This is a genomic window from Pseudomonas sp. TE12234 (assembly GCF_054061835.1).
Genome location: NZ_JBSSEP010000026.1, coordinates 1 through 14,446 on the forward strand (window position 1 = coordinate 1; position 14,446 = coordinate 14,446).

The window sequence follows — 14,446 nt, forward strand, 5'->3', positions numbered from 1 at the left end:
GTAGCGTTTGCCCATTTTGGACATTGTTATGCACCTTCGCCCTCTTGATTAGTTGAGTCAATCAACAAGGGCGACAGGTAGCCTGACACGGAGGGGTTTGAAAAAAAAGTAAGTCGCCGTAAGGGCGAAACCGCCAGCCGCCATCACCGCAGCAACGGATATGTACCCAACCACCCCAAAACCTGGTGGGCCCAAAGGCCGCCAAGGCCAAAGGCCAAAGGCAAACTAGTCCCCTCGGACGATGCCCCCCAAACAACCCAGAGCAAGAATCCACCGCACTCCCCCCAACCAAAAAGGCCCAGTGCGATGAACGACGCCAACCTCAAAGCCGACATGCTCCAGGCCATGCGCCGCCTGGCCAAGTCAGTCACCATAATCAGCACCAGCAACGGCTCCGAACGATTCGCCATGGCCGCCACGGCCGTCGACTCCCTCAGCACCGAACCCCCATCGCTGCTGATCTGCGTCAACAAGACCGCCTCGCCCCACGCCGCACTGGCCACCGGCGCCGACTTCTGCGTCAACATCCTCGGGGTCGAGCAACAGGACCTGGCCAACCTGTGCAGCGGCGCGATCAAGGGCGAAGCACGCTTCGACCGTGGCAACTGGCTGACCAGCCCCGGCGGCATTCCATACCTGGGCGACGCGCAATCAGCGATCCTCTGCCGCCAGGACGGCCACTTCAGCTACGGCACCCACACCGTATTCATCGGGCGCATCCTGCAAATCCACACCAGTGAAGCCATCACCCCGCTGGTCTACCTCGACGGCAGCTACACCACCACCGCCAAACCCGCCCCCTCCTTCGCTGTCGCCGGCTGAGGCCCGAACATGGAAGGCCTGAACGGGTTGACGGCGTTGCGAGTGAACAGCGCCGAGCAGTTGCCGTGGAATGACCGTTGCGACTTGCTGGTCGTCGGTTTCGGCGGTGCCGGTGCCTGTGCCGCCATCGAAGCGGCCAGCCGTGGCCTGGCGGTGCTGGCGCTGGATCGCTTCGAAGGAGGTGGCGCGACAGCACTCAGTGGCGGCGTGGTGTATGCCGGTGGTGGCACCCCGTACCAGCGTCAGGCGGGCTACGACGATACCGACGAAGCCATGTTCAATTACCTGCGCCAGGAAGTCGGGGAAGCCGTCAGCAGCCAGACACTCAAGGATTTCTGCGCCGGCAGCTGCGAGCAACTGGCCTGGCTCGAACGTCAGGGCGTTGCGTTTGAAGCCAGCGTCCCGCCGCACAAGACCTCGTACCCGAGCGACCGGTTCTACCTCTATTACTCCGGCAACGAAGCCGTGCCGGACTATGCCGCGCACGCCAAACCGGCACCGCGCGGTCATCGCACCAAAGGTCCGGGCATGTCCGGCGCCAGCCTGTTCGCCCCGCTCAAGGCCAGCGCCTTGCGCCACGGTGCACGCTTACGCAGTCAGTGCGAAGTACGGCGACTGGTGCTCGACACCCGCGACCAGGTGCTCGGCGTCGAAGCCTGGCAGCTACCGCCGGGCAGCCGGGCCGCACGCCAACATGCGCGACTGTCACGCTGGGCCAGCGCCATTCATATGTACGCCCCGGCCCTGGCCGATCGTTTGCGCGCCCGCCAGCGCCGCATCGAGCAAGCCAGCGCCGAACGCCTGTTGATTCGCGCCGAACAGGGCGTATTGCTCAGCAGTGGTGGCTTCATTTTCAATCGCGATCTGGTGCGCCAGCATGCACCGCAATACCTGGCGGGCTTGCCGTTGGGCACCACCGGCTGCAACGGCAGCGGCATTGCCCTGGGCCAGAGCGCGGGTGCCAGCGTGGCGCGGATGGACAAGATCAGCGCCTGGCGCTTTATCAACCCGCCGCTGGCCTGGGCCAGGGGAATGATCGTCAACGCTCGCGGCCAGCGGTACGCCAACGAAGAAATCTACGGCGCGACCCTCGGCCACGCCATGGTGGAAGCACAGGACGGCAGCGCCATTCTGATTCTCAATCGAGCATTGGTTCGTGAAGCACTCCGTCAGGTCGGCCCCGGCAAAGTCTGGAATTTCCAGCGTCTGCCAGTGCTACTCAACCTGCTGTTTAACGCCAGGCGCAGCAACAGCCTCGGCGGACTGGCCAAACGCTGCAACCTGCCGCCCGAACTGCTGCGCCAGAGCGTCGAGCGCTATAGCCGCGCCGCACGCGGTGACATCGCCGACGAATTCGGCAAATCCCCAGCGATGCTCGCCGATCTCGACCAGGGCCCGTGGTACGCCCTCGATCTTTCTTTCGACAGCAAACTCTTCCCCTGCCCGGTCATCACCCTCGGCGGACTGAAAGTCTGCGAACGCAGTGGCCGGGTGCTGGACCCTGCCGGCGTGCCGATTCGAGGCCTGTACAGCGCCGGCCGCAACGCGGTGGGTATCGCCTCCAACCTGTATGTCTCCGGCCTGTCACTGGCCGATTGCATCTATTCCGGTCGCCGGGCTGCCGCCCACGTGGCCGACCAAGTCGCACTTCAAACCGCACGATCAGGAGAACAACAATGCAACGTGTAGAAGGCAAAGTCTGCATCATCACCGGCGCCGCCAGCGGCATCGGTCGCGAAGACGCCCTGCTGCTGGCCCGCGAAGGCGCCAAAGTGGTTTTGACCGACCTCAATGAAGAAGCCGGCCGCCAGGCCGCTGCGGAAATCGGCGCCAACGCGCTGTTCATCCGTCACGACATCGCCAGCGAAAGCGACTGGCAACACGTGGTCAAGACCACCGTGGAACACTTCGGCCGCCTCGACGTACTGGTCAACAATGCCGCGATCCTGGCCCTGGGCAGCATCGAAGACACCACGCTGGAGCTGTGGCAGAAGGTGCAGAAGATCAACGGCGACGGTTACTTCCTCGGCTGCAAATACGCCATCCAGGCCATGAAGGAAACCGGTGGCGGCTCGATCATCAACATGTCGTCCGTGGCGGCCCTGGGCGCGATGCCGATGTTCTGCGCCTACTCGGCATCCAAAGGCGCGGTGGCGGCGATGACCCGTTCCATCGCCTTGCACTGCAAACAGCAGGGCTATCGCATTCGTTGCAACAGCGTGCACCCGGACGGCGTGAATACGCCGATGACCCAGGCCCTGGCGGGCGGCCAGCCGATTCCTCAGGAAGCCCTCGACCAGGACCCGATGAACCGCATGTGCGCGCCTCGGGACATTGCCAACGTGGTGCTGTTCCTGGCCACGGACGAGTCACGCTTCGTCAACGGCGCCGAGATCCGTGTCGACAACGCGCAACTGATCAGCGGGCTCTGAGGTAGAGGTGAACATGGGCACGCAACAACAGAACCTGACCCCAGCTGAATCGACGACGGGAAGCGTCATGCTGCAAGTGTGCGCGGTGATCGACGAGACCGCTGACGCGCGCTCGCTGGTGCTGGATATCCCGCCCACCTTGCGTGAGCGCTTTCGCTACAAACCGGGCCAGTTCCTGAGTTTTCGCGTGCCCTGCGCCGGCAAACTGTTGACCCGCTGCTACTCCATGGCCAGCTCGCCGCTGGCCGATGCACTGCCCAAGGTCACGGTCAAGCGGGTCGAGGGCGGCCGGGTGTCGAACTGGATGAATGAGGTTCAGGTCGGCGACTGGCTGGAGGTATTGCCTCCGGCCGGGCTGTTCTGCCTCGACCCGCAGGCAGACACCGACAAACCCCTGGTCTTGTTCGGCGGTGGTTCAGGCATCACCCCGGTGTTTTCCATTCTCAAGTCGGTACTGCACAGCAGTCGGCGGCCGATCCGGTTGATCTACGCCAACCGCGATGAAACCTCGGTGATTTTCAAGGACGAACTGCGTGAGTTGATCAAGGCGCATCCTGATCAACTGCACGTGGTGCACATCCTCGATTCGGTGCAGGGTTTCCTGACGGACCACCAGGTCCGTCATTTGCTGCACGGATCGGCCGGAGGCGACTACTTCATCTGCGGGCCGGGACCGTTCATGGACACCGTGGAGCGCACGCTGCTGGCACTGGGCGAAGCCGCCGAACGCATTCATGTCGAGCGCTTCGTCTCGCCAGCGGATCCGGACGAACTGCTCGCCGAAGAAGCCCTCGCCCGCGCCGCTGCCATGGATTCCCGGTGCGAAGCGCTGATCGTCGAACTCGATGGCCAGCAATACGAAGTCGCCTGCCAGCCCGGTGATACCTTGCTGCAAAGCTGTAAGGCAGCGGGCCTGGACGTGCCGTCGTCTTGTGAAGAAGGCTTTTGTGGGGCCTGCATGTGCGTCGTGAAGGAAGGTGAGGTCCGGTTGGCACGCAACGATGTGCTGACCCCGAAAGAGCTGGCCGACGGTTGGACACTGGCCTGCCAGAGCCGCCCGACAGGTGCCCGGGTACGCCTGAATTTCCCGGATTGATGTTCAATCCAGGACGAACCTGTGGCGAGGGAGCTTGCTCCCGCTCGGCTGCGAAGCGGTTGTCGCTTTTTGATTGTCAGGGCCGCTTCGCGCCCCAGCGGGAGCAAGCTCCCTCGCCACAGGTTGTTTTTTCACTGGCCGGGGCTTTGTCACCTTAGTCTCAACGGACGATCACCCAGGCCCGGTCAGCAGTTAGACTCGGCCAGCATTAGTCCACAACAATAAAAGAGGTGCAGTTATGGCTCGTTTGCAGAACAAGGTCGCGGTGGTCACCGGCGGCGCTTCGGGGATCGGCCTGGCCTGCGTGCGCCGCTTCGCCGCCGAAGGCGCGCAAGTGGTCGGGCTGGACATCGGCAGCGCACCGGCGGACTTCCCCGGTTTGTTCTTGACCCTGGATGTGCGCGATGAAGCCCAGGTGCAGCAGGTCATGCAAGAAGTCATCAGCCGCTTCGGGCGCATCGATGTGCTGGTCAATGCCGCCGGCGTCGCCGACCAGGGCAGCGTGACCCAGACCACCACCGCCAACTGGCAACGGGTGATGGACATCAACCTGACCGGCAGCATGCTCACCAGCAAATACGCGGTGGCGTCGATGGTCTCGCAGCGCAGTGGTTCGATCATCAACATTGGTTCGATCTTTGGCCTGCAAGCCTGCGACAACAACGTCGCCTACAACGTCGCCAAGGGCGGCATCAACCAGCTGACCCGCTCGATGGCCATCGACTACGGCCACGCCAATGTACGCGTCAACGGCCTGTGCCCGGGCCTGATCGAAACGCCGATGACAAGCATGGTCCGCGAGCACGAAGCGTTTCACGCCTTCTTCGCCTCGCAACACATGCTCAGTCGCTCCGGGCAACCGGAAGAAGTGGCCAGCGCCGCGCTGTTCCTGGCATCCGACGACGCGTCGTTCGTCAGCGGCCAGATGATCGCCGTGGACGGCGGTTTCTCCGCCGGCCGTCGCTTCGCCCCGCCCGCCCAGTAATTCGCTACCCGGCCGGGCGCCCTGCCCGGCCCACTCCCTCTTTTTCGTATCTGTCTTCTAACCGGGGAGGCCCCATGCCGCCTGTCGCCACCGCACTGACCATCGCTCAACTGTTCGCCAACGCTGCCCAGGCCTACGGCGACCGCCCCGCCATCGAGGATGCGGGCCGAGTCATCAGCTACCGACAACTTGACCAATTGCGCCGGCAAGCCGCCCGCGCTTTGCTGGCACTGGAGGTTCAAGTCGGGGACAGGGTGGCGATCTGGGCGCCCAACGTGTGGGAATGGATTGTCGCCGCCGGTGCGCTGCAAAGTGTCGGCGCCGCGCTGGTGCCACTCAACACCCGGATGAAAGGCAGCGAGGCCGGCTACATCCTGCGCGAAAGCGGCGCCTGCGTTTTGTTTGCCATCGGCGAATTTCTCGGCGTCGATTACCCCGGCATGCTGGCCGCTGAAGCCCTGCCCGACCTGCGCCACATCGTCACCTTGCGCGGTGCAAGTGCCGGCACCCTGGGTTGGGAAACCTTTCTTGAGCTGGCGGCGGACCTGCCGCAATTGGCCCTGCGTACCCGCGAACAACAGGTCGGCCCGCAGGCCTTGTCCGATGTGCTGTTCACCTCGGGTACCACCGGCAAACCCAAAGGGGTGATGACTGGTCACGGGCAGAACCTGCAAATCGTGCGCGACTGGAGCGATATCGTCGGTTTGCGCGAGGGCGATCGCTACCTGATCGTCAATCCGTTCTTCCACTCCTTCGGCTATAAGGCCGGATGGCTGGCGGCGCTGATGCGCGGTTGCACCATCCTGCCGCAGCAGGTGTTCGATGTGCAGACGGTGCTCGAATGCGTCCAGCGTGAGCGCATCACCGTGCTGCCCGGGCCTCCGACGCTGTATCAATCGCTACTCGCCCATCCGCAACGCAGCGACTTCGATTTGAGCTCGTTGCGGGTGGCGGTGACCGGCGCGGCGGCGATTCCGGTGGAGATGATTCAGCGCATGCGCGAGGAACTGGGATTTGCCACCATCGTCACCGCGTATGGCCTGACCGAAGTCTGCGGTTTTGCCAGCATTTGCCGCCCGGGCGACACTGCCGAGCGGGTCGCCAACACCAGTGGCCGGGCCATGCCCGGCGTGGAAATCCGCTGCGTCGACAGTCAGGGTCGCAGCCAACCGGCGAACGTTGCGGGCGAAGTCCAGGTGCGTGGCTACAACCTGATGAAGGGCTATTTCAATGACCCGCAGGCCAGCCAGGCGACGCTCGACACCGACGGCTGGCTGCACACGGGTGACATCGGCATGCTCGATGAACAGGGATACCTGCGCATCACCGATCGCCTCAAGGACATGTTCATCACGGGCGGATTCAATGTGTATCCGGCGGAGATCGAGCAATGCGTGCTGACCTATCCGGGCGTGGCCCAGGCGGCGGTCATCGGCATTCCCGATGAGCGCCTCGGTGAAGTAGCGATGGCGTTTTTGCTGCCAGCACCGGGCGTCGAGATCGAGCAGGCCCGGTTCCTCGCCTGGTGCCGTGAGCAGATGGCCAACTATAAAGTCCCGCGCCGGGTGCAGGTACTTGAAAGCATGCCGCTCAACGCAGCGGGGAAAGTGACGAAGAATGTATTGCGCGAATGGGCGTTGCAGCCGGTCAGTTGAACGCAGTCCCTGTAGGAGCGCAATGCTGTTCAGATAAGGACGAACACTGTACCTGTGGCGAGGGAGCTCGCTCCCGCTGGACTGCGCAGCAGTCCCATTTTTTGGGCCGCTGCGCGCCCCGGCGGGAGCCAGCTCCCTCGCCACAGGTTATTGATTGCTCGCTCTATCTCTTATCTGAACAGCATTGCTGTAGGAGCGAGCCTGCTCGCGATGGCGGTGTGTCAGGCACCCATGTTGTTGAAGCTGATGCCGTCTTCGCTGGCAAGCCAGCTCCCACAGGGTTTGTGGTCGCAGGCGGAAGCTGAGGCCACCCAAAAATCCGTAGGAGTTGGCTTGCCAGCGAAAGCGGTGTGTCAGGCGCCAGTGATATTAACTGTGCCGACGCCTTCGCTGCGATGCGGCCACCCGACAAGCCAGCTCCTGCAGAGGGATGTTTATGTCGGCTAAACCACCCGCGCCGGATGCTGCCGGCGCGGTTCCCCCAGCAGGGCGCGGTGTGAAGGTGGCTGACGACCCTCGGCTTCACTGATGCCATAACCGGGCGCTATCTCCGCAGTGATCAACGTCTGCCCGGACAACGTCATCACCTGCGGGTCATTGAGCAAGGCATGAATCACCCGGCCATTGAATTGCGGGGTTTCGGCGTGGGCGAGAAAAGCCTGGTATTGCTCACCGTGCTGCTCGCCGGCGATTTTCGTGCGCTCGGTCAGTTGCGGGCCAAGCCACAGCGACAACGCCGCCACACCCTGCCCTTCGAAATCGATCGCCATGTCCGCCGCCAGCTTATCGACTCCGGCCTTTTGCGCACCGTACGCGGGACCGTGCATGTAGCAACCGGCGCCGAATGAAGAGGTGAAACAGATCAGCCCCTGGGCACTGCGCAGCAACAAAGGCGCGGCATAGTAGCTGGCGATGTAAGCCGAGCGCAGCCCGACATCAAGAATGCGCACCAACGCCAAAGGCTTGGCCCAGAACGGGCCCGGCTCGATCAGTTGGTCATGGATGTACGCCGCGTTGTTCACCAGCAGGTCCAGGTGTCCACATTCCCGTTCGACCTGCGCAAACAACGCCTGCACCTGCACGTCATCGGCATGGTCACACGCCACCGCGATACCACGCCCGCCAGCGGCCGTGATCGCGGCGGCGGTGTCTTCCAGCGAGCCACGCAACGCATGGCCGTACACATTCGACCCACCGTGCTCCGGGGCGCGGCCGGTGACATACACCGTCATGCCCTTGGCCCCCAGCGCAAGGGCAATGCCCTGGCCAACCCCGCGACTGGCCCCGGTGACCACCGCCACCTGTTGACGTTGACTGTTCATTCGACACTCCCGAACACGCTTTTGGCCGAAGCCGTCTCGCTCTGGCGCTTGATGTGGTTGGCCGCCAGGTACCCGAAGGTCATGGCCGGGCCGATGGTCGAACCGGCACCCGGATAGGTGCGGCCCATCATCGATGCGGCGCTGTTGCCGATGGCGTACAGGCCCTTGATGGGCTGGCCGTCCTCATGCAGCACGCGGGCATGCAAATCGGTCAACAAACCGCCCTTGGTCCCAATGTCCCCGGCATCGATGCGTACCGCATAGAACGGCCCTTTGAGCAACGGCGCCAGGCACGGATTGGGCTGTACGTTCGGGTCGCCGTAATAACGATCAAACAGCGATTCACCCTTATGGAAATCTTCGTCGACACCCTGCACCGCCATGGCATTGAAGCGCTGCACGGTGCGCACCAATCCGCCGCCATCGACGCCGATCTTCGCCGCCAATGCCTGCAGGCTGTCGGCCTTGTGGAAGTACTCGCGCAGATGCGCCGGTAATTGCCAGTCACGCTGTGCATACCCCGGCAACAACGCGCCGCAGGGATATTTGCGGCGGAACTCGGCGTCGAACACCATCCAGCACGGCACGCTCGCTGCGCCTTCGCGATTGTTGGCGTACATCGCATAAACGATATCGGTATAGGGCGCGGCTTCGTTGACGAAACGCTCGCCGGCGCTGTTGACCAGCACACACCCCGGCAAGGTCCGTTCGACAAACATTGCACGCTGTTTTTCTTCGCCCTGGACGTGGGTGGTCGGCGCCCACCAACTGTGCTCCATCAATGCCGTGCGCGCGCCAATGGCCTGACCGGCACGGATACCGTCGCCGGTATTGTGCGGCGGCGTGGCACTCCAGTCGGCACGCGACGGCTGCGGCAGGTACTGGGCGCGCATCGCCTGATTACGCTCGAAGCCACCGGCGGCGATGATCACCCCGCAGCGCGCCTTGACGTTGAGCCATTGACCATTGCGATTGACCCGTGCGCCGCCCACCCGGTCACCGACCAGCAACAGCTCTTCCAGCGAACAGTTGAGCCACAGCGACTTGCCGCGATCCTGCAGTGAGCAACGCAAGGCGCCGATCAAGGCATTACCCAGCGTCAGGTATCGATCGCGGCGCGACAAACGCCGGCCCTCACGATCACGCCAGTAACGCCACATCACCCGCAAGGTCAGGCGCAACCAGCCGGGCCCGCGACACAGCAGCACCTGGGCTTCTTTCATGGTCATCGCCATGCGCCCCATCATCAGGGTGCCGGGGGAAGGCGCGCGCATGCGCAGGAATTCTTCGCCCAGTTCGGCGGCATCGAACGGTTGCGGGTCCATGGAGCGATAGCCCGGCTTGCCACCCTCGACTTCCGGGTAGTAATCGGCGTAACGCGCTTGTGCCTCGAAACGCACCCGCGTCTGGCGTTCGAGGTATTCGACCATCTCGCGACCATGTTCGACGTAGGCCTCGATGCGTCCGTCATCGATCTCGCCATGGGTCACCGCACGGATATAGGCAATCGCTTCAGCCGCCGAATCGCTGCCGCCAAGCGCCTTGATCCGATGGTTGTCGGGGATCCAGATACCACCGCCGGACACCGCCGAGGTACCGCCGTATTCACCACTCTTCTCGATCAACAGCGCATTGAGACCCAGGTCATGGGCGCGCAGTGCAGCGGTCATTCCCCCTGCTCCGGAGCCAATCACCAGCACATCACAGCATTCGTCCCACTTGATCCCGGCAGCGTTCATGCGATCACCCTTGTTCAGCGCCCATCAGGCAGAATCCGCCGCCGCCAGATCTTCGCCCGGTGCAGTCGGTCCCGGGATTGTTCGCCGCGCACGCCGGGTGTTCATCGTCCGTTGGGACTAAGGCGACGGTAACCGCCCTCCCCTGCAAATCGCTTAGTCCGCTTGGACGATGTTGCGCGCAAGTCGTGACTCCATAGTCGCCCACAGCACCAATAACCCCCCGCAAATGCAGGTCAGGCAGGTCTGACCTGGGCATGAGGACGACATGATAAAAACAATAATCGCCCCACCAACACAGCACACTCGCGTACAGCTGGCTTTGTTGTTGCTGGCTGGTGGACTGAGCGCTCACGTCAACGCCATGAGCTTCCAGCCGAACGAGGATATGAGCATCGACTGGGACACCACGCTGACATACAGCCTGGCCTGGCGGGCCGAGTCCCGCGATCACAAACTGACGGCCAATGCCAACGGCAACGACGGCGATAACGCGTTCGCCAAGGGCAGCCTGATCAACAACCGCAGTGGTTTCCTCACCGAAGCCAACATCAAATGGCAAGACGACTATGGCGTGTTCGTCCGGGCGACGGGCTTTTATGACAACGTCTACGATCAGAGCAACGACAACAATACCGGCACCTCGAACTGCTTTGCGGGGGGGCATTGCAGCCAGCCAGACCACTTCTCCCAGGACACCATCGACCAGCATCGCAACGAACTGCGCATGCTCGATTACTACGCCTACGGCACCTGGGACATGAGTGGCCACGCCCTCAACGCGCGCCTGGGCAACCAGGTGGTGAGCTGGGGTGAAAGTCTGTTCTACCCTGGCATCTCCGCGGCGCAGAGCCCGGTGGATGCGACCAAGGCGACCACGCCCGGCGTTGAGGTGAAGGAGATCCTGTTGCCCGTCGGCCAGCTGTTCACTCAGTACAGCCTGACTGACAGCCTGGATGTGCAGGCCTACTACCAATACAAGTGGGAGAAGACTCAACTGTTCGGCGTGGGCAGTTACTTCTCCACCACCGACTTTATCGACGAAGGTGGTTTCAACGACGCTTCCGGCTTCGTCACTCGCCTCAAGGACGACAAACCCAGTGACAGCGGCCAGTACGGCCTGGCGTTCACCTACGCCGCCGAGTCGCTGAACAACACCGAGTTCGGCATCTACTACTCGCGTTACCACGACAAGACCCCGTCGCTGGATTTCGCGTCGAACCTGGGCCACTACCAGGTGCGCTACTTCGACAACATCGACCTGTACGGCGCGAGTTTTTCCACCGTGCTGGGCAGCGTGAGCTGGGCCGGTGAGGTCAGCTACCGCGACGGTTCTCCGGTGATGGTCAACAACGGCTTCTCCAGCCCCGTGCGCGGCAAAACCATGCAGGCGCAGACGTCGATGATCTACGTGGTCGGCCCGACGTCCTGGGCGGACAACACCACCCTGACCGGTGAGCTGGTCTACAACACCGTGATCAGCAACGACAAGTCGCAGCCGGTGACCCTGGCCCCCGGCTTCACGTTGCCGGGCACCGACAGCCTGGTCTACGACCGCGATGCCTGGGGCTACACGGTTCAAGCGAACTTTGATTACAACAACGTATTCAGCGGTTGGGACATGTCGGTGCCGGTCACTTTCAGCGCTGCGGCCCACGGTGACAGCTCGCTGGTGGGCTCGATCAACGCAGGCCAGAACGACAACCGCGCGAGCATCGGCAGTTCGTGGCGTTACCTGGGCAACTTCACCGTCGAAGCCCGATACAACGCCTATCTGGGCAACGCCAACAACAGTCCGCTGGCCGACCGCGACAACGTCGCACTCAACTTCAAGTACCGGTTCTGATTCCCCTGTCGGAGGAGCACAGCATGTCAAGATTCACCCAAACATTATTGACCACGGCATTGACCGTCGGCCTGCTCGGCAGTGGCCTGGTCCACGCCAGGGTCAGCCCCGAAGAAGCCGCTCGCCTGGGCCAGGACCTGACGCCGATGGGCGCCGAAAAGGCCGGCAATGCCGACGGCAGCATCCCGGCCTGGACCGGCAAATGGCGCGGCCTGCCACCGCAGCTCAAATACGCCGGCCCCGGCACGCCCTACCCGGATCCGTACGCCGCGGAAAAACCGTTGTTCGTGATCAATGCCAAGAACATGGACAAGTACGCCGACAACCTGACCGACGGCCAGAAAGCGCTGCTCAAACGCTATCCCGAAACGTTCAATATCCCGGTCTATCCAAGCCATCGGGACTTCCGCTTCGATCAACGCCTGGAAGACCTGGTCAAGAAAAACGCGGTCAGTGCCGAACTGGCCAATGACAACAACGACACACAGAACGCCTGGGGCGCCTCGCCATTCCCGATTCCGAAGAACGGCAGCGAACTGATGTTCAACCACACGCTGGCCGGGCGCGCCAACACCGAAGAGGCCAACTACGGGCAGGCGGTGGTCTACTCCAACAAGGAACGGGTGCTCGAACAGGTCAACTACAAGATCTTCTCGATCTGGTCCAGCCCGGACAAAACCCTGGAAAGCGCCAACGGTATCCTCACCAACTTCCTGATCACCACGCTTGAACCGGTGCGCAAGAAAGGCGAGATCGTCGTCGGTCACGAGTTCATCAACCCGACCGCCTCGCCGCGTCAGGCCTGGCAGTACAGCCCGGGACAACGTCGCGTCCGTCGCGCGCCGACCGTGGGCTATGACTCGCCAAGCGGTGCCGGTGGTTTCCGTGTGTACGACGAAGACCGCTTGTTCAACGGCGCACCGGATCGCTACAACTGGACCATCCTCGGTAAAAAAGAAATCTACATTCCGTACCACAACTACAAGATCGACGATCCGAGCGTGAGCACCGACCAGATCCTGGCCACCACCGGCCACGTCGATCCGCAATACATGCGCTATGAAAAACATCGCGTGTGGGTTCTGCAAGCCACCCTCAAGGAAGGTGCCCGACACGTTTATGCCAAGCGCGTGCTGTACCTGGACGAGGACTCCTGGGCGGCGACCCTGGCGGACAACTACGACAGTCGCGGCGTGCTCTGGCGCACCAACATGCAAACCTCGATCTACGCCTACGAGATGCAGCGCTACCATGCTCGCCTCGGCATCTACCATGACCTGATCGCCGGTTCGTATCTGGTTGACCGCATGCTGGTCGATCAGAAACCCGCCAAGCTCAATGCCACCGCCTTCACCGAAGACGAATTCACCCCCGGCAACCTGCGCAAACTCGGCACCCGCTAAACCCTCAAGGCCTCGACCGATTCGATCGGTCGGGGCTTTGTGCTTTCTCTCGATTCAACTCACGGAAACGCCCCATGAATAAACTGCTCACTGGCGTCATCGCCATGGCCAGCGTCGGCCTGTCGATGCAGGCCAATGCATTGAACATCCTGCTGACCAACGACGATGGTTGCCGCGCACCCGGCATCGATGCGATGTACCGCGCGCTGACCGCCGCCGGACATCGGGTAACCCTGGTCGGCCCGTTGAACGACAGCAGCGGCATCAGCGCCGCCAGCGTGGTCGTGCCCGGCCAGGCATTGGCGGTGACCGAACTGGCGCCGGGTAAATTCTGCGTCGGGCCACCGGAGGGCTACACCTCGCCCACCGGCAAGACCTCTGCCATTGGTACTCCGGTAGATGCGGTCAACGTCGGCCTTGACGTGCTGCTCAAGGACAACCCGCCAGACCTGGTGGTGTCGGGCACTAACTTCGGCGAAAACGTCGGTCCGCTGACACAGATGTCCGGCACCCTGAACGCGGCGGTGCGGGCGATGTTCAAGGGAATTCCGGCGGTGGCGGTGTCGACGGCCATCGACATGGACCTGATCATCAAGGATCAGCAGGCCGGCTATCGCAAAACCCTGGGCGCCATGGACGATACGGCGCGGTTTGCAGTGCGAGTCATCGAGCAAGCGACCCTGGCTGGTACGGCAGCAAGACAGACCTGCGCCAAACACAAACGCCCCTGCGAACTGAACGTGCTCGGCCTGCCAGGTGCCAGCGGCTTGAACCTCAACTACCCGGCACTGCCGCCCGGTGAAGTCAAAGGTGTGAGTTTCGCGCCAATCGGCAATTGGGACCGGGTGAACTTCATCTCCCAGCGCGGCGCCGATGGCGTGGTTCATGTCAACCTGACCGCCCCCTCGACCCCGACCGCCGCCCAGCAAAAGGCCGATGCGTATCAGCTGTGGCAGGGACATGCGGTGATCACCGTGATCGACGGCAACATGACCGCACCGGATGCGGTGCAGGATCAAGCGAAGGGAATGTTGCGGGGTTTAAAACCTTAAGTCATTTAGAGAACTTGCTCGCGATGAGGTCGGCACATCCAACATCGATTGCGCCTGCCAGACCGCCATCGCGAGCTTGCTGACGAAGGGTTATGTG

The 14,446-nt window shown here is 62.6% G+C and carries 11 protein-coding genes; 9 read left to right on the forward strand and 2 right to left on the reverse strand.

The features are described from left to right. The first annotated feature begins 306 nt into the window (after positions 1 to 306). From ACVWYU_RS28115 to ACVWYU_RS28140, 6 genes are all read left to right on the forward strand, one after another. A complete protein-coding gene (locus tag ACVWYU_RS28115) occupies positions 307 to 822 on the forward strand; it encodes a flavin reductase family protein (protein WP_247256253.1) in 516 nt (171 codons plus the stop codon). 9 nt (positions 823 to 831) lie between these two features. After that, positions 832 to 2,511 (forward strand): FAD-binding protein, encoded by a 1,680-nt coding sequence (locus tag ACVWYU_RS28120; protein WP_457374225.1) that lies wholly within the window; start codon positions 832 to 834, stop codon positions 2,509 to 2,511. After that, the gene (locus tag ACVWYU_RS28125) at positions 2,499 to 3,254 is read left to right on the forward strand and encodes a glucose 1-dehydrogenase (protein ID WP_247256255.1); all 756 of its coding nucleotides are present in this window, start codon (positions 2,499 to 2,501) and stop codon (positions 3,252 to 3,254) included. The genes ACVWYU_RS28120 and ACVWYU_RS28125 overlap by 13 nt, the downstream gene beginning before the upstream one ends. 13 nt (positions 3,255 to 3,267) lie before the next feature. After that, positions 3,268 to 4,350 carry a 2Fe-2S iron-sulfur cluster-binding protein gene (locus ACVWYU_RS28130; RefSeq protein ID WP_457374226.1) on the forward strand — a complete coding sequence of 361 codons (1,083 nt, stop codon included), beginning with the start codon at positions 3,268 to 3,270 and terminating at the stop codon, positions 4,348 to 4,350. A 238-nt stretch (positions 4,351 to 4,588) separates the two neighbouring features. Beyond that, positions 4,589 to 5,335 (forward strand): SDR family NAD(P)-dependent oxidoreductase, encoded by a 747-nt coding sequence (locus tag ACVWYU_RS28135; RefSeq protein ID WP_457374227.1) that lies wholly within the window; start codon positions 4,589 to 4,591, stop codon positions 5,333 to 5,335. A gap of 74 nt (positions 5,336 to 5,409) precedes the next feature. Continuing rightward, complete coding sequence (locus tag ACVWYU_RS28140) at positions 5,410 to 6,990, forward strand: FadD3 family acyl-CoA ligase (protein WP_457374228.1); 1,581 nt, start codon at positions 5,410 to 5,412, stop codon at positions 6,988 to 6,990. A 443-nt stretch (positions 6,991 to 7,433) separates the two neighbouring features. On the opposite strand, the gene ACVWYU_RS28145 is transcribed toward ACVWYU_RS28140, so the two are convergent. Together ACVWYU_RS28145 and ACVWYU_RS28150 are read right to left on the reverse strand one after the other, a co-directional pair. After that, on the reverse strand, positions 7,434 to 8,312 hold the full coding sequence (locus ACVWYU_RS28145) for an SDR family NAD(P)-dependent oxidoreductase (protein WP_457374229.1): 879 nt from the start codon (positions 8,310 to 8,312) through the stop codon (positions 7,434 to 7,436). Further along, positions 8,309 to 10,051, reverse strand: coding sequence for an FAD-binding protein (locus tag ACVWYU_RS28150; protein WP_457374230.1), 1,743 nt, complete (start codon positions 10,049 to 10,051; stop codon positions 8,309 to 8,311). The genes ACVWYU_RS28145 and ACVWYU_RS28150 overlap by 4 nt, the downstream gene beginning before the upstream one ends. A 265-nt stretch (positions 10,052 to 10,316) precedes the next feature. On the opposite strand from ACVWYU_RS28150, the gene ACVWYU_RS28155 reads away from it, so the two are divergent. The 3 genes from ACVWYU_RS28155 (at position 10,317) to surE (ending at position 14,349) form a co-directional block, all read left to right on the forward strand. Beyond that, positions 10,317 to 11,894, forward strand: coding sequence for a DUF1302 domain-containing protein (locus ACVWYU_RS28155; RefSeq protein WP_457374231.1), 1,578 nt, complete (start codon positions 10,317 to 10,319; stop codon positions 11,892 to 11,894). Positions 11,895 to 11,917: 23 nt separating this feature from the next. Next, positions 11,918 to 13,297: a DUF1329 domain-containing protein gene (locus ACVWYU_RS28160; RefSeq protein ID WP_390956732.1), complete on the forward strand. Its 1,380-nt coding sequence runs from the start codon at positions 11,918 to 11,920 to the stop codon at positions 13,295 to 13,297. Between the two features lie 74 nt (positions 13,298 to 13,371). Then, positions 13,372 to 14,349 (forward strand): 5'/3'-nucleotidase SurE, encoded by a 978-nt coding sequence (gene surE, locus ACVWYU_RS28165; RefSeq protein WP_457374232.1) that lies wholly within the window; start codon positions 13,372 to 13,374, stop codon positions 14,347 to 14,349. Positions 14,350 to 14,446 lie beyond the last annotated feature (97 nt).

What these genes read in the sequence shown, in the direction of transcription:
- ACVWYU_RS28135 (WP_457374227.1), top strand. Translation starts at nt 4,589, where the DNA reads ATGGCTCGTTTGCAGAACAAGGTCGCGGTGGTCACCGGCGGCGCTTCG.
- ACVWYU_RS28115 (WP_247256253.1), top strand. Translation starts at nt 307, where the DNA reads ATGAACGACGCCAACCTCAAAGCCGACATGCTCCAGGCCATGCGCCGC.
- ACVWYU_RS28120 (WP_457374225.1), top strand. Translation starts at nt 832, where the DNA reads ATGGAAGGCCTGAACGGGTTGACGGCGTTGCGAGTGAACAGCGCCGAG.
- ACVWYU_RS28125 (WP_247256255.1), top strand. Translation starts at nt 2,499, where the DNA reads ATGCAACGTGTAGAAGGCAAAGTCTGCATCATCACCGGCGCCGCCAGC.
- surE (WP_457374232.1), top strand. Translation starts at nt 13,372, where the DNA reads ATGAATAAACTGCTCACTGGCGTCATCGCCATGGCCAGCGTCGGCCTG.
- ACVWYU_RS28150 (WP_457374230.1), bottom strand. Translation starts at nt 10,051, where the DNA reads ATGAACGCTGCCGGGATCAAGTGGGACGAATGCTGTGATGTGCTGGTG.
- ACVWYU_RS28160 (WP_390956732.1), top strand. Translation starts at nt 11,918, where the DNA reads ATGTCAAGATTCACCCAAACATTATTGACCACGGCATTGACCGTCGGC.
- ACVWYU_RS28130 (WP_457374226.1), top strand. Translation starts at nt 3,268, where the DNA reads ATGGGCACGCAACAACAGAACCTGACCCCAGCTGAATCGACGACGGGA.
- ACVWYU_RS28155 (WP_457374231.1), top strand. Translation starts at nt 10,317, where the DNA reads ATGATAAAAACAATAATCGCCCCACCAACACAGCACACTCGCGTACAG.
- ACVWYU_RS28145 (WP_457374229.1), bottom strand. Translation starts at nt 8,312, where the DNA reads ATGAACAGTCAACGTCAACAGGTGGCGGTGGTCACCGGGGCCAGTCGC.
- ACVWYU_RS28140 (WP_457374228.1), top strand. Translation starts at nt 5,410, where the DNA reads ATGCCGCCTGTCGCCACCGCACTGACCATCGCTCAACTGTTCGCCAAC.